The organism is Actinoallomurus liliacearum, assembly GCF_039542035.1.
GTDB classification, from domain to species: domain Bacteria; phylum Actinomycetota; class Actinomycetes; order Streptosporangiales; family Streptosporangiaceae; genus Actinoallomurus; species Actinoallomurus liliacearum.
Genome location: NZ_BAABHJ010000022.1, coordinates 94,927 through 115,609, shown reverse-complemented (window position 1 = coordinate 115,609; position 20,683 = coordinate 94,927). Strand labels below are relative to the sequence as shown.

Sequence of the window (20,683 nt, the reverse complement as noted above, 5' to 3'; positions counted from 1 at the left end):
GCATACCGAATGACTCTGAAACGTTGCATGTTGCTCCCTTTGATCGATTCGCGCCGGCTCAGGCCGTCGACACCGTCCGGCCCTCGTCCGAGGGCGTCGAGGAACGGCCGGTCGGTCGCATGGTCTGAGCGAGATTCCGCCACCGCGCCGCCGCGGCGATGACGGCGACGAGCAGGACACCGCCGCGGACGATGTCGAAGACGTACGGCGAGGCCCCGGAGAAGACCAGGCCGGTCTGGGCGGTCGTGAGCACGAGGGCGCCGAGCACGGTCCCGGTGATGCTTCCCCGTCCTCCGAACAGGCTGGTACCGCCGAGCACCACGGCCGTGATGACCGTCAGCTCATAGCCCTGGCCGATGGAGGGCTGGACGGCGCCGAGACGGGCGGTCTGCGCGAGGGAGGCGACGGCGGCCAGCAGCCCGGCCAGTACGTAGACCCCGGCGGTCACCGTCCTGACGGGGATGCCGGCGTTCAGGGCGGCACCGCGGTTGGAACCCACCGCCTGGACGTATCTGCCGAACGTGGTCCGGCTGAACACCAGGCCGCCGCCGAGTGCCGCCAGCGCCGCGAGCAGGACCGGCGCGGGCACGCCGAGCAGGGTCCCGGTGCCGATGCCGCGTAGGTGCGCGGGAAGGTTGATGTCCTGCTGGCGGGTGATATGACCACCCAGGCCGCGGTACACCTGCATCGTGGCGAGCGTGACGATGAGCGCCGGCACGCGGGTCAGCGCGACCGCCGCGCCGTTGAGCAGGCCCATGGTCAGCCCCGCCGCGCCGATGGCGACGAACACGATGCCGGCCGGCTCGCCGATCAGCGCGTGGCTGGACTCGATCGCAGCCGCCAGGAAGAGCACGGAGCCGACGGAGAGGTCGATCCCCGAGGTGATGATCACGTACGTCGCGCCGACCGCGGCGATGATCAAAGGGCTCGCCTGGACGGCGATGTTGCGGAAGTTCGCCGTCGTGGCGAATCCGTCGTAGCGACCCGCCAGAACGATCAGCAGGACCACCAGGACCGGCAGCAGGGGCTGCCGTCGCACCACTGCGCGAAGCCGGCCGTACGCCGCGGCCGGCGGCTTCATCGGGCACCGCCCGTGGCGAGGCGGATGACGGCCTCCTGCGTCGCCTGCGACCGGTCGAGGACGCCCGCCAGCCGGCCGTCGTGCATGACGCCGACGCGATGGCTCAGCCCGAGCACCTCCTCCATCTCCGAGCTGATGAGCAGGATCGACGAGCCGGCCTCGGCCAGGTCGACGAGAAGCCGGTAGATCTCCGCCTTGGCGCCCACGTCGATGCCCCGGGTGGGTTCATCGAGGATGATCAGGCGGGGCGGCCTGCTCAGCCACTTGCCGAGCACCACTTTCTGCTGGTTGCCGCCGCTCAGCGAGCCGCCGCCCGCGTTCAAGCCGCCGCGGGCTACCAGGCGCACCTTGTCGGCGAGTTCCTCGGTGAGACGGCGTTCGGCGCGGTTGTCGAGCCGGCCGATCAGGCGGGAGCGGCATACCGAGCCGAGATCGACGATGGACAGGCTCTCGCGAATCGGCCGCTCGAGGAACAGCCCCTCGTGCCGGCGATCCTCTGTGACGAACGCGATTCCCGCTCCGATGGAGGCGCGTACGTCACCGCGCCGCAGCCGCCGTCCGTCCAGCTCGATCCGCCCGGTCCTGCCGGCGAGCCCGAATACCGCTCGGGCGACCTCGGTGCGCCCCGAACCCATCAGCCCGGCCAGCCCGAAGATCTCCCCTCGAGCGACGTCGAACGAGATGTCGCTGACGCGGGCGTCGTCGCTCAGCCCGCGCACCGACAGCGTGATCTCAGGCCGGGGCTGGGGGAGGGCCGGGTAGCCCTGCGCGAGTTCGCGTCCCACCATGAGGGACTCGAGCGTGGCGCGGTCGAGCTCGCTCGTCGGCCGGTCCGCCACGACGCGCCCGTCCCGCATGACCACGACGCGCTGGCTGAGTCTGGTGATCTCTTCGAGGTAGTGCGTGATGTACAGGACGGCGACCCCATCGCCGCGCAGCTGGTCGACGATCCGCATGATCAGTTCACGCTCGGCGAGATTCAGCGAAGCGGTCGGCTCGTCGAACACGATGGCACGCGGCTCGGCCGCCAGTGCCTTGGCGATCTCGACCAGCTGACGCTGCCCGGCGGACAGATCGCGCACGATCGCCTCCGGGCCGAAGCCGGCGCCGACACGCTGGAGAATGGGCGCGGCGGTGCGCCGCAGGCGTCCGGGCCGGACCATCATGGCGCGGGACCCGAGGTGGCCGATCAGGATGTTCTCGGCGACCGTGAGGTCCGGGAACAGGCTGGTCTCCTGGTGCACGGTCGCCACGCCGGAATGCCTCGCCCCCTTCACGTCTGCGGTGGCGATCGCGCCGCCGAGGTCGACGTGGCCGGAGTCGGGTCGCAGGGTCCCGCCGATGATGTTCTTGATGGTGGACTTGCCGGCGCCGTTCTCCCCGGCCAGCGCGACGACCTCGCCGCTCGAGACGGTGAACGAGACGTCCTTCACGGCTGCGACACCGCCGAATGACTTCGACACGTTGCCGACTGCGATCGCGGGCGCCGGACTCACCGCCGGTGGCTCCATCCGCGGTGCTCAGACATGATCCCTCCATTGAAGTCCCGGTCACATATACGGTGGTGAGCTCGCGGCCCGTCGGCCGTCACGCTCTCGCAGCCGCCGGTCGGGCCGGCCCCTGGCGCTGCGTCCTGCCTCGCTCCCGACGCGATGCATCCGCCTGTCAGGTGCGGTAGACGTTAGGTCCCGAGATTGCGGGTGTGAAGCGCGTATTCCGGCAGGTGACAATCCGATATTCGAATCGAGCTCTCGCCATCGCCGCACCGATTTCGCCGTGCTCCCAACGGACCTGGCCCGAAGATCGGCAATGCGTGGGCCGGTCGCGGTCACCGTTGCCCGCGACCGGCTCACGCGTGTCCGGAAGGATCCTCGTCAGAGGCTCTGCCATTTCTGGTTGGTGCCGTTCCCGCACGACCAGAGCTGGACGTTCTGGGCGCTGTACAGGTCGGCGTCCAGGCAGAGGTGGGAGTCGACTCCGCGGATCGTCCCGTCGGAGAAGGAGTACCACTGCTGGTTGGAGTTGCCCAGGCAGTCATGGATGATGACATGGGTGCCGTTGGTCTTGCCGAAGCCTTGGGCGTCCAGGCATTTCGTCCCGTTGTAGACGCTGATCTCGTTGTTGGACTGCCTGGTCCACCGCTGGTCGTCGCCGTTCCCGCAGCTCCAGACCTGAAGCTGGACGTCGTTGGCGTGGGACGCGTTGGGGACGTCGAGGCACGCGTTGTAGTAGACGTTTCGCAGTCGGCTCGTGCCCGAGCCGGACCCGCCCCAGGCGTACTCGAGACGGTCGACGGCCGTGGGGTTCGGGGTCCACAGTGGCAGGTTGGTGTTACCGCCGTACAACCCGCTGTAGAGCCGCACGATGTTCAGCGTGTCGTGGTCCGGGCTGGTGGTCCGGCCGCCGATGCCGTGGCACCAGATCGCGCCCAGGTGGTAGTCATGGATGACATCCGTGATGGCACGCAGGTATGCGATCTCCTTGTCGCTCGTGCTGGTCGGGGGCGCGTCGTAGTCGTTGCCGGTGTCCGCGTCCGCGCCGAACTCCTCCATGACGGTGCGTGAGGCGCAGTTGCCCATGTAGGTCTTGATGTCGTTGACCCAGTCGTCGTAGGTCCGCGAGCCATAAGGAAAGCCATAGCGGTGCATGGCGAGGTAGGTGCCGTTGAAGCGGGAGTCGCTGCACAGGGGCCTGAGGTCGGATCCCCAGCCGCCGGCGTCCGCTTGGGCGCCCTCGATGAACATTCGGTTCCTGGGTAGGCCGGCCGAGCTCTCGCGGGTGATCCAGTTGGCGGCGAAGCCGAGCCACTGGGCGGTGGTGAAACCGACGGGCTCGTTCATCGGGTCGAAGTAGACCAGGGGGTTGGACAGGTACTTGGCGATGACCGTGTCCCACATCTGGTTCCAGGTGGGCAGGTAGCTGTCCGTGATCTTGTTGCTGCCGTCCTCCGACCAGTAGCACAGGATGACCCTGAAGCCTCTGGCGGTCGCGGCGTCGATGACGCCGTAGTACGTGTCCCAGCGTGCGGTGGCGGGGTTGATCGGCAGCCGGACGGTGTTGGCGCCCAGGGAGCTCTGGAACGCGGCGAACATCGCGTCGGCCTTGCTCCTGGCGGAGTTGTAGTCGTCGTCCGGAGACAGCCCCTGCAGCACGAGTCTGTCGGCGGTGAAGTTGTCTCCAAGGCGGGACCAGTGCACGCCGTGGAACTGGCCGGGGTCGAGACCGGGGTCGGCGGCGGCCGGTGACGCCCCGGACACGGTCATGAGCGGCGCCATGGCCAGTACGGTCAGCGCGGCCAGCATCCAGGCCAGCAGGCGGCGGTTGAGGCGGGTACCGGCGGGTGCGGCGGGGTGAGGGTGTGGCATGGTTTCCTCTCCGGCTTGGCGCGCGACAACGGCCGTACGGGGGATCGACTCGGTGAGTAACGCGCCGTTAACCAGTTGGAAATGAACGTAACGACGCCTCTTGGGCGCGTCGATCGCGTATTTCAGAACGCCCCGATCCGTCTCGCGAATGGCATGCGGCGTCGACGGCGGACACCTGAGGAACGGTGTGGCCCCAGGGGCGATGGGCCTTCGCCGGTGCCGCCGACCTGGGGCGATCCGAATTTCGGATGGCCTCGTCCCGTTACTCGCGTTTCCTCATGCGGTGTCGGCCGTTCTATGTTCGGCGGTATGGCGATGTCACCTCAGGCCTTCGCGGCCGGCCTTGCGCGATTCCAGGGCGGCCGCTCCGAAATGTTCTCCTGGCGTCTGCACTCGCTGAACGGAGCGAATGAGTGAGTGAGTACCACGGCGGAATCACGGCGGTCCGGTTGGATCCTGCATGACCGGATCGAAGCCGGCCGAGGTCGTCGTGCCGCTGGTCCCGCGGGACGGAGCGGACGACGTCGGCCTCGTCCGTAGCGACGTCAGGCGCGGAACGCTCATCCAGGTCGCGGGCGGGGTGGTCGCCGCGATCGACGACATCCCGGCGGGGCACAAGGTCGCCGTACGGGCCATCGCCGACGGTGCGCCCGTGCACAAGTACGGTGAGGTGATCGGCGTCGCGCGGCGGGACATCCCGCCCGGCGCCCATGTGCACCTGCACAACCTCGGCGTCGGGCCGCACAGCGTCGGTGCCGCCACGGTTCCCGCCGGGCCGTCGGTGTGGACTCCGCCGGCCGCCCCGACGCGCGAGCATTTCCTGGGCTACCGCCGACCCGACGGTCGGGCCGCGACCCGCAACCACATCGCCGTGCTTCCGACCGTCAACTGCTCGGCGACGGTCAGCCGCATGATCGCGCAGACCGCCAATGCCCGCCTCACGGCGCCGAGCGTGGACGGGGTCATCGCCCTCACCCACGATCTGGGCTGCGGCATGGCCGAGGGCACCGCCGGCGACGACATCCTGCGCCGTACCCTGCGTGGCTACGCCGGGCACGCGAACGTCGCCGGGGTCCTGATGGTCAGCCTGGGCTGCGAGGTCAACCAGCCGGAGAACGTCTTCGGCGATGTCCCCGCCGTCGAGACGCTCGCAATCCAGGACCTGGGCGGGACGGCCGCCACCGTCAACGCCGCGCTGGACCGCATCGCGGCGATGGCTTCGCACATCGGGGGCTTGGAGCGTGAGCCCATCCCGGTCGCGGAGCTGACGTTGGGGCTGCAGTGCGGGGGGAGCGACGCGTACTCGGGCCTGACCGCCAACCCGACCCTCGGAGTGGCGGCCGACCTGCTGGTCGCCGCCGGTGGCCGGGTCATCCTCGGTGAGACCCCCGAGATCTACGGCGCCGAGCACCTGCTGCGCGACCGGGCCGCGACACCCGCGGTCGGCCGCCGGATCGACGAGCTGATCGCCTGGTGGCAGGCGTACACGGCGCGCAACGACGCGGAGCTGGACAACAACCCGTCCACGGGCAATCGAGCCGGCGGCATCACCACCATCTGGGAGAAGTCGCTCGGCGCGGTCCTCAAGGGCGGTACGAGCCCGCTCAACGACGTCGTCGCGTACGCCGAACCGGTCACCGCTCCGGGTCTGACCTTCATGGACACTCCCGGATACGACCCGGTCTCGGCGACCGGCATGGTCGCGGGCGGGGCCAACCTGCTGGCGTTCACGACCGGACGGGGTTCGGTCTTCGGGTCGCGCCCCACTCCCTGCCTCAAGATCAGCACGACGACTCGGTTGTACGAGCACATGCGCGGCGACATGGACTTCGACGCGGGCCCGGCGATGTCGCGTGACGAGCAGATCCGCCACGGAATCGCGCTGTTCGAGGCGCTGGTGGACATGGCATCGGGTACGCCGAGCAAGTCCGAGGCGCTCGGATTCGGCACCGAGGAGATCGTGCCGTGGCGGATGGGAGCCGTGGTTTGACATCAGTGTTCTGGAACGGCCGGGCCACCCTCGGCGAAGGCCCGCTGTGGGACCCGCGGATCGGCACTCTGTACTGGGTGGACATCGTCGGCGGCGTCGTCTTCGCCCAGGTCTCCGGTGCCGACCGGCCGACGCGGATCGAGGTCGGGGCACAGGTCGGTTGCCTCGGTCTCACCGACGATCCCCAGGTCCTCGTCGCCGGTATGCGCACCGGCTGGCATCTGCTCGACCTCCGTACGGGCGGCCGGACCTTCCTCGCCGACCCTGAGGCGGATCGCCCGGCCTGCCGTTTCAACGACGGATCGGTCGACCCGGCGGGCCGCTTCTGGACGGGTTCGCTGGAGGACGGGGAGACCCGCGCCGTGGGCCGGCTCTACCGGCTGGACGGCAGCGGTGCCTACACCGTGGTCGACCAGGGCTTCTACTGTTCCAACGGCATCGACTGGTCGCCGGACGGGCGCTGGATGTACTTCGTGGACTCTCGTGCCGACGTGATCTACCGGTACGCCTTCGAGGTCGAGTCCGGGGCGGCCGCGGGCCGTCAGGCCTTCGCCGACACGTCGTCGATCCCGGGCATTCCCGACGGGCTGCGGGTGGACGCGAACGGTGACGTGTGGTGCGCCTTCTGGGACGGCGCCCACGTGACCCGCTTCACCCCTGACGGCACCGTGGCCGAGCGGTTGCCGGTGCCGGTCCCGCGCCCGACGAGTGTCGTCTTCGGCGGCCCCGACCTGCGCACGATGTACATCACCTCGGCGTCGATCGGGCTCACCGAGGCTCAGTTGGCGGAGTGGCCGCTGTCGGGGTCGGTGCTGCAGCGCGTCGTCGACACTCCGGGACGGCCGCCGGCCCTTTTTCACCCAGCACGAGAGGTCAGATCATGAGATTCAGCGGGAAGGTCGCCGTGGTCACCGGCGCCGGCTCCGGCATCGGCCGGGCGACGGCGATCCGGCTGCTGGACGAGGGTGCCACGGTCGTCGCCGTCGACCTGAAGCACGTCGAGCCGTGGCCGGGCCGGCCTGAGGGGCGTTTGCACCTGGTCGACCTGGACGTCGCCGACCCGGACGCGGGACGGCGGCTGGAGGCGTACCTGCGGGAGGAGTTCCAGCGGGTCGACGTGCTGGCCAACGTCGCCGGGATCCTGCACATCGCGCCGTTCCTCAAGGTCACCCGGGCCGACTGGGACCGCGTCGTCGCGGTGAACCTGACCGGCGTCTTCTTCCTGAGCCAGGCCGCCGCCCGCGTCATGGTGGAGAGCGGTACGCCGGGCCGCATCGTCAACGTCTCCTCGGTCCACGCCGTGGTCTCCGAGCCGAACGCGGCGCCCTACACGGCGACCAAGGGCGGGCTCGAGGCGATGACCCGCACGATGGCCTCCGAACTGGCTCCCCACGGCGTCACCGTGAACTGCGTACGCCCGGGCGCCACCCGGACCAAGATGAGCGAACCCATCTACACGCCGGAGATCGTCCGTTCCTTGCAGGCGAAGATCCCGCTGCGGGAGATCGCGCCGCCGGAGTGGGTGGCGTCGGCGATCTGCTACCTCGCATCCGAGGAGGCGCGCTACACCACCGGCGCCTGCCTCGACGTCGACGGCGGGTACGCCATGGACGGCTCGCTGCCCGGGACGGTGTACTCATGAGCGAGCGGAGCGAGCGAATCGGCATGAGCGCCGTCGCCGTGGTGACCGGGGCCGCCTCCGGCATCGGACGTGCCACCGCCGTGCGTCTAGCCCAGGAGGGCTACGAGGTCGCGATGATGGACCTGGACGCCGCCGGGCTGGCCAGGACGCATGCGCATATCCAGGAGACCGGTGGGCGGGCCCACCCCTTCACGGTGGACCTGTGCGACCCGCTGGACGTCGGCGCGGTGACCCGGGAGATCGCGGTGACGATCGGCGCCCCGCAGGTGCTGGTCAACGTCGCCGGCATCGGCGTGGCCGCGACCGTGCTGGAGACGAGCGACGAGGACTGGAACCGCGTCCTGGCGGTGAACCTCACCGGGCCTTTCCTCACCACACGGGCGACACTGCCGCTGATGCTCGACCGCGGCAGCGGGGTGATCGTCAACATCGCCTCAGTGGGCGGTCAGGTCGGCCTGGCCCGCCGCGCGGCGTACTGCGCGTCCAAGGCCGGGCTGGTCGGACTCACCCGCGCGATCGCCGTGGACCACGCCCGCGACGGAATCCGTTGCGTGGCGATCTGCCCCGGCACCGTGGAGACCGAATGGATCGGGAAGATCCTGGCGAACGCACCGGACCCGGTCGCCGCGCGCGAGGCGATGGCGGGACGGCAGCTCGACGGCCGGATGGGAACGCCGGAGGAGGTCGCGGCCATGGTCGCCTTCGTCGCAGGCCCGGACGGTCGGTTCGTCAACGGAGCCGCTCTCGTCCTCGACGGAGGGATGACGGCGGCGTGAGCGCGCAGGCGGTCAGGCGGCGTGAGCGCGCAGGCGGCGTCAGCGCGCAGGCGGCCGTCGGCGCCTCACCAGGTCGGAGGGCATCCCGGCGGTGCCGGCCGGGCCATCCTCAGGCGGCGTGACCGGCGGATTTTTCGTTATTTAATGGCAGCCACCGGGTCTCTCCGGCATCGGACCGACAGCGCAGACCCGCGAAGGGGGACCTAACGTGAACGCACCCAAGACGCTGGTCGCGATGGCGCAGGGACCAACGGATCGATGAGCGACGTGCCGTTCTCCGCCGAGCGCGGTCTCGCCACGCCGGAGGCGCCCTGCGACGACCTCGACGCGGCCGACCTGCCTCCGCGCGATCCCCGGGACGCGATGTCGCTGCAGACCGCCTGGTTGCGCAGCTTCCTCGCGGTTGCCGACAAGGGCGGGTTCGGCGCGGCCACCCTCGTGCTGCACCTGTCGCAGTCGCGGGTCAGCGCCCACATCGCCGCGCTCGAACACGCCCTCGGGGTGACGCTCTTCGACCGCAAGGCCCGTCCGATCTGCATGACCGAGGCCGGCGAACTGTTCCGCGGGCATGCCATGACCGCCCTGCTGGAGTTGCAGCGCGGCGTCGACGCGGCACGCAGCACACTCGACAACTTCGTCGCGCACGTGAGCGTCGGCAGTTATCCGAGCGTCAGCTCCACCTACCTTCCGTCGGTGCTGCAGGAGCTGAAGTCGAAGTACCCCGGCATGACGGTCGAACTGTTCGAGGGGAACGCCTCGACCCTGGAGGAGATGGTCGTCAGCGGGACCGTCGACCTCGCGTTCCGGCCGCCACTGCCGAAGATGCACGAGACGACGCTCTGCCATCGCACGATCTGGCGCGAGGACATCGTCGCCGTGATGCGCGAGCACGACCCCCTCGCCGCGCAGGCCTCGGTCAGCGTCGACGACATCCTGGGGCGGCCGCTCATCGGCAACCCGGCCGGCAGCGAGGAGGACGGCGGCGGGTTCGATCTGCGCCATACGCTCGGCGAGGCCGCCGGGCGAGCCGACATCGTGTACCTGACCGACCAGCCGACCACCCTGGTCGCGTTGGTCCGCTCGGCCTTCGGCATCGGCGTCATCAACCGCCTCGCACTGCGGACCACCAGCACCGAGGGGCTGGCCATCCGCACCATCGACTCTCCCGCCGCCTGCCGGGAGGTCGCCCTGTTCTGGACGCGACGGCGCGCGGACGCTCCCGGCGTCAAAGCGTTCCTCGACGCTCAGGGACGGGCGCCGCTGCCGCCCGGCGTACAGCCGATCCCGAGGAACTAGGGCCTGTCTCAAAGCGGTGGCCGCGAGCGTGCCTGACCGGGCAACGCCGGCCAGTCCGGCCGAACTGACCCCGCCGGCCTGGTCACCGTCCTGACCGGTGCGGCGCTGACTGTGATCGACTTCTTCATCGTCAACGTCGTGTTGCCCACCATCGACACCACGCTGCACGCCGGGGCGACGACGCTGGAACTCGTCGTCGCCGGCTACGGCATCGCCTACGCGGTTCTCCTCGTACTCGGCGGTCGACTGGGCGACATGTTCGGCGCCGGAGGCTGTTCCTGGCCGGCCTGGCCGCGTTCACGGTGGCCTCGCTGGCGTGCGGGCTGGCGCCGACCGCGACCATCCTCGTGCTCGCTCGCGTAGCGCAGGGCGCGGCGGCCGCGCTGATGCAGCCACAGGTGCTGTCCACCATCCAGGCGGCCACGACCGGCATCCACCGGTCACGGGCGATCGGGCCGTACGGGGCGACCGCCGGCGTGGCCAGTTCGGCCGGCCAACTGCTGGGCGGTGGGCGTGGCCATGCTGGGCACCCTGTTCACGGCGTTGAGCGCGCCGGCCGTGCTCGGCATGCGGGAAGCCTTCGTCCTGTTCCTGGCGGGCCAGGTGGTCATCGCGCTCGTCATCACCGTGTTCGGCCGGAAGCTGCCGGACCTGCGGTGACACTTGTCGCACCCGGCGTGGATGCCTCGCGTAGTGCCCCGATGAGGTGCGTCGTCGGCTGACATGGCGCTAGCGGGGGAGCCGCAGCCCGGACATGCCTCCGTCGACCGCCAGGGACATCCCGGTGGTGGCCCCGGCGAACGGGCCGGCGAGGTAGAGCACGGCGGCGGCGACCTCCTCCGCCGTCACCAGGCGGCCGGTCGGTTGCCGCGCTGCCAGCCGGGCCTTCTCGGCGGACGGATCGTCGGCCTTCGCGAGCAACCGGGCCACCCACGGGGTGTCGACGGTACCGGGCGCGACGCAGGTGACGCGGATCCCGGCATCGATCAGGTCGGCCGCCATCGCCAGAGTCAGCGCGTGCACCGCGCCCTTCGACGCGGAGTACAGCGCGCGTCGCACCAGTCCCGCCGTCGCCGCGATCGAGGAGATGTTGACGATCGCGGCGTGTCGGCTGCGCCGCAGGTACGGCAGCGCCGCCCGGGACGCCCGCGCGACTCCGGTGACGTTGATGTCGAGGACGCGCGCCCACTCGGCGTCGTCGTTCGCGGTGACGTCGCCGACGGCGCTGACGCCGGCGCAGTTGATCAGGATGTCGATGCCGCCGAACGCGCCGGCGACCTCCTCCACCGCGGCGTCGAGCGACGCGCCGTCGGCGACGTCGGCCCGGACCGCGCATATCCCGTCGGTCGACGCCGGCGGGTCGAGGTCCAGGACGCCGACACGGGCGCCCGCCGCACGCAGCGCCGACGCGCAGGCCGCGCCGATCCCCGATCCGCCACCGGTGACGATCGCGACCAGGCCGTCGAATTCCGTCATCTCACTCTCCACGTTCACGAGGGGAAACCGAGTTGCTCGCGTAGGACGTCCACCGCGCGGTCGAACGAGGCACGGTCGAGGACGGCCCCCGCGTACGGGCCGCTCTGGACCGGCTCGGTGAAGAAACGCTCGGGCAGCGTGTCGTGCTCAGGGCCGAGGCCGCGCAGGTGATTGACGCGGCGCTGCAGCGACAGGCGGCGCGCCCCGAGTCCGAGCACATCCGGGCGTTCTCCGGTGACCGCCTCGACGAGGTCCTCGACGTCACCCAGTGTGAGCGGCCGGGTCGGTGTCGCGGCGAACAGGCAGACGCCCAGTGCGTCCAGGCCGCTCCACAGGCGCATCAGGACCGCGGTGCCGGCGGGGTCCAGGCGCCCGAGCGGCCGGGGCACCTCGACGCCGACGCGGCGCGCCTCCGGGAAACAGGCCGGCATCCCGCGCTCGGCGTCGAAGTCGAGATCGTGCTCGACGATGTCGTAGCGCGGTCCGACCGGCGCCACGGCGAACCCGAGGCCGAGATTGGGCTGCACCCGGGGATCGAACGGCGGTAGCTCCACTCCCTTGCCGACCATCGGGGCGTCCGCGGTCGCACGGAGCCGCGCGGCTCCGTCGCCCAGCCCGGTGTCGTCACGTCGGTAGGCGAGGCGTTCCACGGTGTCCGGGATCGCGTCGGACGGGATGCCGGCGGCGGCGAGGGTCCCGGCCAGCGACACCGGGTCGAGGCCGAGCTGAAGGCAGCGTGCGTTGAGCGCCCACGGATCCGGGCCGCCCGCGCCGGGGCCGAGCGCGGCCAGTGACTCCTGGTGGACCGCCGCCCCGGCGTAGACCTTGACGCAGTCGGTCGGGCAGCCGGGACAGGCGGCGACCCGTTCGAGTGCCGGCGCGGCCGTCGGGTCGACACCGCCGGGGGTACGCGTTCCGGTGAAGTTCGCGACGTTCGCGTACCCCGGCTCACCCCGCCAGACCGCGAACCCGGGTGTGCCGCGCTGCCAGGCGGCCAGGGTGTTCTTTGGGACGGCGTCCGCGTACGCCGCCGTGATCCGGGTGAGCGCGTCCGGATCGGCGACGTACGGTTCGGACCTGCCGACGCAGACGACGGCCTTGACCCGCTTCCCGCCGAGCAGGGCACCGAACCCGTGCCGTGGGAGCGGATGGTCGCGGCACGTGACCACCGTCGCGTACCGGACGCCGTGCTCGCCCGCGGGGCCGATGACCGCGACCGCCGCGTCCGCGCCGTGGCGGCGGGTCAACGCGTCGGTCGCCGCGCCGGTCTCCATCCCCCACAGATCGCCGGCCGGGACGAGGGTGACGGTCCCGTCCTGGACGAGCGCCGTCACCGGCTCGGGCGCCCGGCCGTGCAGCACGATGCCGGTCAGGCCGGCCCGGCGCAGTCCGGCGGCGAACGGACCCTCCGCCCGCGTATCGGCGATTCCGCCGGACAGCGGCGACAGGCCGATCGCGGTGATCCGGGCCAGTCCGGGCCCGGCGACGCCGGCGACCGGTCCGGCGACGAGCGCGACGGGCGCGTCGACCGGATCGATGTCCTCGCCGCCGTCCGACAGCGCGGCCAGCAGCCCCTCCAGCGCTTCGAGCGGTCCACCGCGCACGTACGCGGCCGCCGCCGGATCGGACGTCGCGGTCCAGGCCGTGCGCGCGGAGAGGTCGACATGCGCTACCGCCATGCGGCGCCGCCCGGGAACGGGCGCCGAGCCCGGCGCTCCGCGATGATCTTCATGGCGCGTCCCTCACGGCGCTGCGCTGGGCGCCGAGCCCGTCGATCTCCACGACCACCGTGTCGCCGTGACGCAGGTACGGGAAGCGGCCGGACAAGGCCACGCCCTGCGGTGTCCCGGTGTTGATCAGGTCTCCCGGCTCCAACACGGTGTACTGCGAGAGGCTCCAGACCAGGTACGCCACGTCGAAGATCATGTCGGCGGTCGTGGAGTCCTGCCGGGGCTCGTCGTTGACCGACGAGCGCAGCCGCAGTCCGTTCGGGTCACCGACCTCGTCCGGCGTGACCAGCCACGGCCCGAGGGGGTTGAACGTTTCGCAGGACTTGCCCTTCGACCACTGCCCGCCGGAGACCGCGAGCTGGAAGTCGCGCTCGCTGACGTCGTTCGACGTGACGTACCCCGCGACGTGCTCGAGCGCGTGCTCGGGAGAGTCGAGGTAGCGGGCGGTGCGCCCGATGACGACGCCGAGTTCGACCTCCCAGTCGGTCTTCGTCGAGCCGCGCGGGATCAGCACATCGTCGTACGGCCCCACCACGGTGTTCGGCGCCTTGTAGAACAGGATCGGTACCTCGGGCGGCGGCGCGCCGGACTCGGCCGCGTGCGCCGCGTAGTTCTGGCCGATGCACAGGACCGCGCCCGGCCGCGCGATCGGCGCGCCGATCCGCAGGCCGGTGATGTCGATCTCGGGCAGCGTCTCGGCCGCGACCCCGGCGCCGTCCAGGGCACCGGCGGCCAGGAACGCCCCGTCGATGTCGGCGGTGACACCGGACAGGTCGTGATACCGCTCCCCGGTGCAGGCGACCGGGTGTTCCGCACCGGCCGGCCCCACCCGCATGTACTTCATTTCCCCTCCAGCATGTAGGTGCGCGTCGCGGTGGTGGCGAACACGTTCTCCGGTCGTCCGCCGAGGATGGTCTCGATCGCGTCCACGACCTGCTCGTAGCTCGCCGCCACCTCGCAGACCGGCCAGTCCGAACCGAACATCAGCCGGTCCGGGCCGAACAGGCCGAGCGCGGCCTCCACGAACGGCCGCAGGTCGTCCACCGTCCACATGGCCCAGTCGGCCTCGGCGACCAGCCCGGACAGTTTCACGATCACATGCTCCCGCTCGGCGAGCGGCGCGATGAGGGCCCGCCATTCGGCCAGCCCGTCCGGACCCGCCGCGACGCGTGGCTTGCCGAGGTGGTCCAGCACGAAGGTCGTGCCGGGGACGGCGTCGACCGCGCGGATCACCGCCGGCAGTTGCGATGGCCGGACCACCAACTCGTTGATCAGGCCCGCACGGGCGACGCTTCGCAGACCGGCCCGGACCGAGGGCCGATCCAGGAAGTCGTCCGGGTGTCCCTGGATCTGGTCGCGGATTCCGGCCAGGTACCGGCCGCCGGGCCCGGCCCGGTGCGCCGCGAGTGTGTCGGAGAGCGCGGGGTCCTCCAGCGACGCCCAGCCGACCACGGCCGCGATCTCCGGGGCGTTCTCCGCGAGCGACAGGAACTCGCGGGTCTCCGCGTCGTCGCAGCGCCCCGCCTCGACCAGCACGGTCGCGTCGATGCCGGCCGCCTGAAGGTGGACCCGCAGGTCGTCGATCGCGTAGTCGCGCCGTATCGGGGCCAGTGCCGGATCCGCGAGCCAGGCGTAGTCGGCGGTCCATAGATGGTGATGCGCGTCGATGATCACGGCGTGGGGACCCCTTCCGGAAGCAGGCCGGCACCGATCAGCTCACGCCACAGCCGCCCGGGGATCTCGACCGAGGCCATCGCGACCGCGTCGTCCACCTCGGCGGGCGAACGCATCCCGACCACGACGCCGGCCACGCTCGGATGGCCGAGCGGGAACTGCAGCGCGGCCGCCCGCAGCGGTACGCCATGCCTATCGCAGATGTCGCGGATCGCCCGCGCCTTGGCGAGCAGCGCCTCTGGCGCCGGCCGGTAGTCGTACGTCGCGCCGTCGACCGGATCGGCCAGGATGCCGGAGTTGTATACGCCACCCGCGATGATCGAGAGGCCCCGCGCCCGGCACTCGGGCAGGAGATCGCCGAGCCCGGACTGGTCCAGCAGCGTGTACCGGCCGGCGAGCAGGAAGCAGTCGAAGTCGCCGGTGCGCGCGAACGCGGTCAGCATCGCCGACTGGTTCATGCCCACCGAGATGGCGCCGACCAGCCCTTCGGCGCGCATGCCGACGAGCGCCGGTCGTGCGGCGCCGATCGCCTCGGCGTAGTGCTCGTCGGGGTCGTGGATGTGCAGGATGTCGACCCGGTCCAGGCCCAGGCGCGCGAGGCTGTCGGCGTACGAACGGCGGATTCCCGCGGCGCTGAAGTCGAAGCGCGGTGTCTCGGGCGTCGGCTCGGCCCACATGCCGTCACGGTCACCGCCTCGCACGAGCACCCGGCCCACCTTCGTGGACAGGGTGAACGCTTCCCGGTCCCGGCGGGCCAGCGCCGCGCCGGCGCGACGCTCGGACCGGCCGGCGCCGTACAGCGGCGCGGTGTCGAAGTACCGGATGCCATGGGCCCAGGCCCGGTCGATGGTCGCGGTGGCGACGTCATCGCCGACCGATCGATACAGGCCGCCGATCGGGGCGAGCCCCAGGCCGAGCCGGGTGACGGTCACGCCCGTCGAGCCGATCGGGACGGTCTCGAACGGATTCATGCGGCGGCCTTCGGCGTGGCGTGGATGAGACGGATGACGGCCTGGCTCATGCGGTCGTAGTCGTGGTCGTTGACCAGCTCACCGCGGAGCGCGAAGTCGCCGATGACGGCGATCCGGTCCGCGAGTGTGACCACTTCGGGCAGGTCGGAGGAGATCAGCAGGATCGCCATGCCCTCCTCGGCGAGACCGGCGATCAACTCGTGGAACGCGGCCTTGGTCCGTACGTCGATGCCGACCGTCGGCTCGTCGATGACGAGGATGTCGCAGTCGGCGGCGAGCCACTTGGCGAGGCTCACCTTCTGCTGGTTGCCGCCGGAGAGCCGGCCGGCGAGCTGGCGCGGTGAGGCCGCACGGATACCGAGCTTGTCGACGTACTCCGCGACGAGATCGCGTTCGGCCCGATCCCGGAGGAGCCCGAGTCTCGCCAGGCGGCGCCAGACCGTGACGCCGACGTTGCGGGCGATGGTCTGCTCCAGGAACAGGCCCTCTTCCTTGCGGTTCTCCGGGACGTACCCGACGCGATACCGGCGGAGCGCCTCCCCGACGCTCCGGATCCGCGCCGGTGCGCCCTTCACCCGGACCTCGCCGGAAGTGATCCTGTCCAGGCCGAGCAGCGCCTTCGCGAGTTCGGTACGGCCGGCGCCGACGAGCCCGTAGAGCCCCAGGATCTCGCCCGGCGCGACCGCCAGCGAGATGTCCCGATGGCCGCGATCGGTGGAGACACCGCGCAGCTCCAGCGCCGGTGTGGCGTCCGGGGCGACGCGCCGGGTGCCGAGCGTGAGCGCGGCGTGCGCCCGCCCGACCATCAGGTCGACGATCGTGTCCCGCGTGTAGTCGGCCAGCGGCCGTGCCTCGGCGACGCTGCGCCCGTCGCGGAGCACGGTGACCGTGTCCGCGACCGCGAACACCTCTTCCAGCTTGTGGCTGACCAGGACGACGGAGTGCCCCGTGGTGGTCAGCGTGCGGACGATCGCGTAGAGCCGGTCGGCCTCGTCGCCGGTCAGCGACGCGGTCGGCTCGTCGAGCAGCAGCAGCCGGCTGTCCACCGACAGCGCCTTAGCGATCTCGACGAGTTGCGCCTGCGCGACCGACAGCTCACCGACCGGCGTGTCCGGATCCAGGTCGAGATCGAGCAGATCGAGGCAGCGGCGGGCCTCGGCGCGGATCCGTCGCCGCCGCACCAGACCGAGCCGGTTCGGCAGCCGGTGCAGCATGATGTTCTCCGCGACGGTGAACGCGGGTACCAGGTTGCGCTCCTGGTGCACGACGCCGATGCCGGCCCGGAGCGCGTCGAGCGGGCCGGTGAACGCGACGTCGGCACCGTCGATCGAGATGTGCCCGTCGTCCGGCCGGTACACGCCGGTGAGGATCTTCACCAGCGTGCTCTTGCCCGCGCCGTTCTCGCCGAGGAGCGCGTGCACGCTGCCGGGCCGCACCTCGAGCGTGGCGCCGTCGAGCGCGCGTACGCCCGGGAAGACCTTGACCAATCCCTGCGCCGACAGTTTCATTTCCTGCTCCGAGTGAGCTTCTGGCGGACAGCGCCGACCAGGACGGCGCCGAGCACGACCGCGCCGACGATCAGGTCGACCCAGCTCTGGCCGAGGTTGAACTGCGCCTGGGCGACGTCCACGAGGCGGACCAGGAACGCGGCCAGGCACGTGCCGAAGACGGCCACCACACCGCCGGCCAGCGCCACGCCGCCGATGATCGGCGCCGCGAAACTCCGCAGCAGCAGGTCATCGCCGACGCTGGCGTTGACCGAGCCGGACAGCGCGAGCGTCAGGACGGCGGCGACCCCGGCGAGCAGGCCCGAGATCGTGTGAGCGAGCACGATCGACCGGTCGTTGGACACGCCCGACAGGCGGGCCGAGAACGGGTTGCCGCCGCTCGCGAGCAGATGGCGACCGGCGACCGTACGGGCGAAGAACAGCCCGACCGCGACCGCGACGACGACGGCGATCAGGAAGATGACCGGCAGCCCGAGCGCTGCGGCGCGGCCGAGATCGACCAGGCCGGGGGAGTAGCCCTGGAACGTGTCCGGGCCGTGGACGCCGTAGCGCAGGCCGTCGACGATGGTCATCGTCGCGAGCGTGACGATGAACGCGTTGATCCTGGTCAACACCACGAGGAGACCGTTGACCGCACCGACGACCGCTCCGAGCAGGAGCGACGCGGTCACCGCCACCGGCGCCGGCCAGCCCTGCGCGATCATCAGCCAGGCGCCGGCCATCGCGCAGAAGCCGGTCAGTACGCCGACGGAGAGGTTCATCTGGCCGATCGCGAGCACGACCATCTGCGACAGGCCGATCACGATCGGCACCGCGAGGAAACGGAAGAACGCGCCGAGGGTGCCGCCTTGGAGCAGGTTGCCGTGGGTCGCGATGCTCAACGCGACGAATCCGGTGAGGGCGAGGCAGACGAGTGTGAACTCCGGCGCTCGGACGATCCGCCGCGCGCCTCCGCCCGCCCGGGAGGGGGCGACGGCCGCGGTCATGCCCGCACCCCGCGCCGCTCGGCGAGCACGTGCCGGGCCCGGTCCAGTGACAACGCGGCCAGCAGCACGAGGCCGATGTAGAGCTGGAGTTGATTGATCTGGAACTGCAACAGGTTCAGCCCCTTGTAGATGACCTGGGTGATGCCGGCGCCGAGCAGTGTGCCGAGCACGCTGACCGCGCCACCGGCGAGCAAGGTGCCCCCGAGCACCGGCGCGAGGAACGACGGAAGCAGGAACTGGCCGCCGACGCTCGCGGAGAACGCGCCGTTCTCCGCGGCGAGCAGGAATCCGGCGAACGCGGCGAGGGCTCCGGACAGCGCATGGGCCTGGATGATCCGCGCCTGAACCGGGATGCCGGACAGCTCCGCCGCCTTCTGGTTCGAGCCGGTCATCAGGATCTCCCGGCCGATCCTCGACCAGCGGAAGACGAGCCCGACGACCAGCAGGGCGACCACGGCGAACGGGACGAGCAGCGGTATCGGAGGCCCGCACACGTCGCCGGTGCAGTAGTCGGCCATCGTGTCGGCGCCGAGGCTCGCCATGCCGGCCGGCTGACGTGCGAACGCGACCCCCTGGGTGAAGTGCGAGTACAGCAGCGACACCAGGCCGACGAGCGCGAAGTCCATGGCGAGCGTGACCACGAACGAGTTGACGCCGGTACGCGCGATGACCAGGCCGGCGAGCGCGCCGAGGGCGGCCCCGGTGGCGAGCCCGGCCAGCAGGTCGAGCGGCAGCGGCGCGCCGGTCTTGTCGTAGAGCAGGCCGGCGGCGAACGCACTGATCGCGGCGATTCGGGGAACGGCCATGTTCATGTGACCGAGCGAGAGCACCGCGAGCTGCGACAGCCCGACGACCAGGTAGACGCTGACGTCCGACTGCAGGGGGACGAGCGTGAGCCGGGTGTCCAGGAAGGTCGGTCGCAGCGACGTGAACAGGACGATCAGCACCACCAGCACCGCCAGCAGGCCGATTCGGGGGTTGGCCCAGACCGGCATCCGGCCGACGCGACCGGCCGGCGGCGCCGGGTCCGGCGCGGGGCCCGAGGCCTGCGCGTCGCTCGATGGCGGGGGAGCGTTGCCCGCGCGGCCGAGCCGATTCATCACTGCACTCTCCGATCGTCGATCGCGTCGCGGTCCCAGTCGATGCCGAGGCCGGGAGCCGTCGGGGCGAGGGCCTCGCCGCCGTGAACCTGGATCTCCCGTCGGGTGATCGCCCGCAGTTGGGGGATGTGCTCGAGGTATCGGCTGTTCGGTACCGCGCAGCACAGGCTGATGTGCAACTCCATGAGGAAGTGCGGGCACACCACGACGTTGTGCGCCTCGGCCAGGTGCGCGACCTTCAACCACGGCGTGATGCCGCCGACCCGCGCCACGTCGACCTGGACGACGCCGGCGGCACCGCGCTTGAGGTATTCGGCGAACTGGCTGATCGAGTACATCGACTCACCGACCGCGACCGGCACGCTGGTCGCGGCGGCGAGCGCGGCGTGGCCGGAGACGTCGTCGGCGGGCAGCGGCTCCTCGAACCAGTAGGGGTCGTACGGCTCCAGCAGCCGCGCGCGGCGGATCGCGTCGGCGGCGGTCTGCGACTGGTTCGCGTCGACCATGATGTCGAAGTCCGGGCCGACCGCGTCCCGTACGGCGGCCAGCCGGTACGCGTCCTCGGCGGGTGGCCGGCCGATCTTGATCTTCACGCCGGGCAGGCCGGACACCTGGCTCGCCTTCGCCCCGGCGACCAGTTCGTCGGTGCTCAGGTGGAGCCAGCCGCCCTCGGTGTCGTAGAGCGGGATCCGGTCCTTCGCGCCGCCGGCGAGGATCCACAGCGGAGCGCCGGCTTCGCGGCACCGCCAGTCCCACAGCGCGGTGTCGACGGCGGCGAGCGCGAGCGACGTGATGGCGCCGACCGCGGTGGAGCGGTTCGCGGCGTACAACTCGTGCCAGATCGCCTCGACCCGGCGCGGATCGGCGCCGATGAGGTGGCCGAGCATGCTGTCGCGCAGCAGCGCGAGGACCGCCTTGCCGCCGGTGCCGATGGTGTACGAGTACCCGGTGCCGGTCCCGCCGTCGTCGGTGGTGATGTCTACGAAGATCGTCTCCTGCTTCGCGAATGACTGGACGGCGTCGGTGCGGACCCGTTCGACGGCGAGGTCGACGAGGTACGCCTGGGCGCTGGTGATGCGGGGCAAAAG

Annotated in this window: 19 protein-coding genes and 1 pseudogene; 8 read left to right on the top strand and 12 right to left on the bottom strand. The window is 71.1% G+C overall.

The annotated features are described in order from the left end of the window. Window positions 1-58: 58 nt before the first annotated feature. The 3 genes from ABD978_RS27885 to ABD978_RS27875 form a co-directional block, all read right to left on the bottom strand. Entirely contained in the window at window positions 59-1,042 is a 984-nt protein-coding gene (locus tag ABD978_RS27885; protein WP_345360880.1) for an ABC transporter permease, read from the bottom strand. 35 nt (window positions 1,043-1,077) lie between these two features. Further along, window positions 1,078-2,544, bottom strand: coding sequence for a sugar ABC transporter ATP-binding protein (locus ABD978_RS27880; RefSeq protein WP_345360877.1), 1,467 nt, complete (start codon window positions 2,542-2,544; stop codon window positions 1,078-1,080). Between the two features lie 411 nt (window positions 2,545-2,955). Further along, window positions 2,956-4,446 (bottom strand): ricin-type beta-trefoil lectin domain protein, encoded by a 1,491-nt coding sequence (locus ABD978_RS27875; protein WP_345360874.1) that lies wholly within the window; start codon window positions 4,444-4,446, stop codon window positions 2,956-2,958. A gap of 460 nt (window positions 4,447-4,906) precedes the next feature. On the opposite strand from ABD978_RS27875, the gene ABD978_RS27870 reads away from it, so the two are divergent. The 8 genes and pseudogenes from ABD978_RS27870 (at window position 4,907) to ABD978_RS27840 (ending at window position 10,810) form a co-directional block, all read left to right on the top strand. After that, entirely contained in the window at window positions 4,907-6,436 is a 1,530-nt protein-coding gene (locus ABD978_RS27870) for a UxaA family hydrolase (RefSeq protein WP_345360871.1), read from the top strand. A 5-nt stretch (window positions 6,437-6,441) separates the two neighbouring features. Next, window positions 6,442-7,320, top strand: coding sequence for an SMP-30/gluconolactonase/LRE family protein (locus ABD978_RS27865; RefSeq protein ID WP_345361001.1), 879 nt, complete (start codon window positions 6,442-6,444; stop codon window positions 7,318-7,320). After that, a complete protein-coding gene (locus tag ABD978_RS27860; RefSeq protein WP_345360868.1) occupies window positions 7,317-8,078 on the top strand; it encodes an SDR family NAD(P)-dependent oxidoreductase in 762 nt (253 codons plus the stop codon). Before ABD978_RS27865 ends, ABD978_RS27860 begins: the two co-directional genes overlap by 4 nt. After that, complete coding sequence (locus ABD978_RS27855) at window positions 8,075-8,854, top strand: SDR family NAD(P)-dependent oxidoreductase (protein ID WP_345360865.1); 780 nt, start codon at window positions 8,075-8,077, stop codon at window positions 8,852-8,854. The genes ABD978_RS27860 and ABD978_RS27855 overlap by 4 nt, the downstream gene beginning before the upstream one ends. A 258-nt stretch (window positions 8,855-9,112) precedes the next feature. Further along, window positions 9,113-10,150 (top strand): LysR family transcriptional regulator, encoded by a 1,038-nt coding sequence (locus ABD978_RS27850; RefSeq protein WP_345360862.1) that lies wholly within the window; start codon window positions 9,113-9,115, stop codon window positions 10,148-10,150. Between the two features lie 111 nt (window positions 10,151-10,261). After that, a complete protein-coding gene (locus ABD978_RS27845; protein WP_345360859.1) occupies window positions 10,262-10,513 on the top strand; it encodes a hypothetical protein in 252 nt (83 codons plus the stop codon). After that, a pseudogene (locus ABD978_RS44025) lies at window positions 10,453-10,599 on the top strand (MFS transporter); the annotation flags it as partial. The gene ABD978_RS27845 and the pseudogene ABD978_RS44025, both read left to right, overlap by 61 nt. Window positions 10,600-10,669: 70 nt before the next feature. After that, on the top strand, window positions 10,670-10,810 hold the full coding sequence (locus tag ABD978_RS27840; RefSeq protein ID WP_345360856.1) for a hypothetical protein: 141 nt from the start codon (window positions 10,670-10,672) through the stop codon (window positions 10,808-10,810). Between the two features lie 69 nt (window positions 10,811-10,879). On the opposite strand, the gene ABD978_RS27835 is transcribed toward ABD978_RS27840, so the two are convergent. From ABD978_RS27835 to ABD978_RS27795, 9 genes are read right to left on the bottom strand one after another with little or no spacing between them, the layout of a single operon-like run. Beyond that, on the bottom strand, window positions 10,880-11,626 hold the full coding sequence (locus ABD978_RS27835; protein WP_345360853.1) for an SDR family NAD(P)-dependent oxidoreductase: 747 nt from the start codon (window positions 11,624-11,626) through the stop codon (window positions 10,880-10,882). A 14-nt stretch (window positions 11,627-11,640) separates the two neighbouring features. Beyond that, the gene (locus ABD978_RS27830) at window positions 11,641-13,305 is read right to left on the bottom strand and encodes an aldehyde ferredoxin oxidoreductase N-terminal domain-containing protein (protein ID WP_345360850.1); all 1,665 of its coding nucleotides are present in this window, start codon (window positions 13,303-13,305) and stop codon (window positions 11,641-11,643) included. 49 nt (window positions 13,306-13,354) lie between these two features. Further along, window positions 13,355-14,200 carry a fumarylacetoacetate hydrolase family protein gene (locus tag ABD978_RS27825; RefSeq protein ID WP_345360847.1) on the bottom strand — a complete coding sequence of 282 codons (846 nt, stop codon included), beginning with the start codon at window positions 14,198-14,200 and terminating at the stop codon, window positions 13,355-13,357. Next, on the bottom strand, window positions 14,197-15,030 hold the full coding sequence (locus tag ABD978_RS27820; protein ID WP_345360844.1) for an amidohydrolase family protein: 834 nt from the start codon (window positions 15,028-15,030) through the stop codon (window positions 14,197-14,199). Before ABD978_RS27820 ends, ABD978_RS27825 begins: the two co-directional genes overlap by 4 nt. Beyond that, the gene (locus ABD978_RS27815) at window positions 15,027-16,001 is read right to left on the bottom strand and encodes an aldo/keto reductase (RefSeq protein WP_345360841.1); all 975 of its coding nucleotides are present in this window, start codon (window positions 15,999-16,001) and stop codon (window positions 15,027-15,029) included. Before ABD978_RS27815 ends, ABD978_RS27820 begins: the two co-directional genes overlap by 4 nt. After that, window positions 15,998-17,509, bottom strand: coding sequence for a sugar ABC transporter ATP-binding protein (locus tag ABD978_RS27810; RefSeq protein WP_345360838.1), 1,512 nt, complete (start codon window positions 17,507-17,509; stop codon window positions 15,998-16,000). Before ABD978_RS27810 ends, ABD978_RS27815 begins: the two co-directional genes overlap by 4 nt. Beyond that, window positions 17,506-18,495, bottom strand: a complete 990-nt coding sequence (locus tag ABD978_RS27805; protein WP_345360835.1) for an ABC transporter permease — start codon at window positions 18,493-18,495, stop codon at window positions 17,506-17,508. Before ABD978_RS27805 ends, ABD978_RS27810 begins: the two co-directional genes overlap by 4 nt. Beyond that, entirely contained in the window at window positions 18,492-19,595 is a 1,104-nt protein-coding gene (locus tag ABD978_RS27800) for an ABC transporter permease (protein ID WP_345360832.1), read from the bottom strand. Before ABD978_RS27800 ends, ABD978_RS27805 begins: the two co-directional genes overlap by 4 nt. After that, a complete protein-coding gene (locus tag ABD978_RS27795; RefSeq protein ID WP_345360829.1) occupies window positions 19,595-20,680 on the bottom strand; it encodes a mandelate racemase/muconate lactonizing enzyme family protein in 1,086 nt (361 codons plus the stop codon). Before ABD978_RS27795 ends, ABD978_RS27800 begins: the two co-directional genes overlap by 1 nt. Between the last annotated feature and the right edge of the window lie 3 nt (window positions 20,681-20,683).

Excerpts from the sequence above, each read along its gene's own strand:
- ABD978_RS27875 (WP_345360874.1), bottom strand. The coding sequence starts at position 4,446 with ATGCCACACCCTCACCCCGCCGCACCCGCCGGTACCCGCCTCAACCGC.
- ABD978_RS27870 (WP_345360871.1), top strand. The coding sequence starts at position 4,907 with ATGACCGGATCGAAGCCGGCCGAGGTCGTCGTGCCGCTGGTCCCGCGG.
- ABD978_RS27860 (WP_345360868.1), top strand. The coding sequence starts at position 7,317 with ATGAGATTCAGCGGGAAGGTCGCCGTGGTCACCGGCGCCGGCTCCGGC.
- ABD978_RS27855 (WP_345360865.1), top strand. The coding sequence starts at position 8,075 with ATGAGCGAGCGGAGCGAGCGAATCGGCATGAGCGCCGTCGCCGTGGTG.
- ABD978_RS27850 (WP_345360862.1), top strand. The coding sequence starts at position 9,113 with ATGAGCGACGTGCCGTTCTCCGCCGAGCGCGGTCTCGCCACGCCGGAG.
- ABD978_RS27840 (WP_345360856.1), top strand. The coding sequence starts at position 10,670 with ATGCTGGGCACCCTGTTCACGGCGTTGAGCGCGCCGGCCGTGCTCGGC.
- ABD978_RS27835 (WP_345360853.1), bottom strand. The coding sequence starts at position 11,626 with ATGACGGAATTCGACGGCCTGGTCGCGATCGTCACCGGTGGCGGATCG.
- ABD978_RS27830 (WP_345360850.1), bottom strand. The coding sequence starts at position 13,305 with ATGGCGGTAGCGCATGTCGACCTCTCCGCGCGCACGGCCTGGACCGCG.
- ABD978_RS27825 (WP_345360847.1), bottom strand. The coding sequence starts at position 14,200 with ATGAAGTACATGCGGGTGGGGCCGGCCGGTGCGGAACACCCGGTCGCC.
- ABD978_RS27815 (WP_345360841.1), bottom strand. The coding sequence starts at position 16,001 with ATGAATCCGTTCGAGACCGTCCCGATCGGCTCGACGGGCGTGACCGTC.
- ABD978_RS27810 (WP_345360838.1), bottom strand. The coding sequence starts at position 17,509 with ATGAAACTGTCGGCGCAGGGATTGGTCAAGGTCTTCCCGGGCGTACGC.
- ABD978_RS27805 (WP_345360835.1), bottom strand. The coding sequence starts at position 18,495 with ATGACCGCGGCCGTCGCCCCCTCCCGGGCGGGCGGAGGCGCGCGGCGG.
- ABD978_RS27800 (WP_345360832.1), bottom strand. The coding sequence starts at position 19,595 with ATGAATCGGCTCGGCCGCGCGGGCAACGCTCCCCCGCCATCGAGCGAC.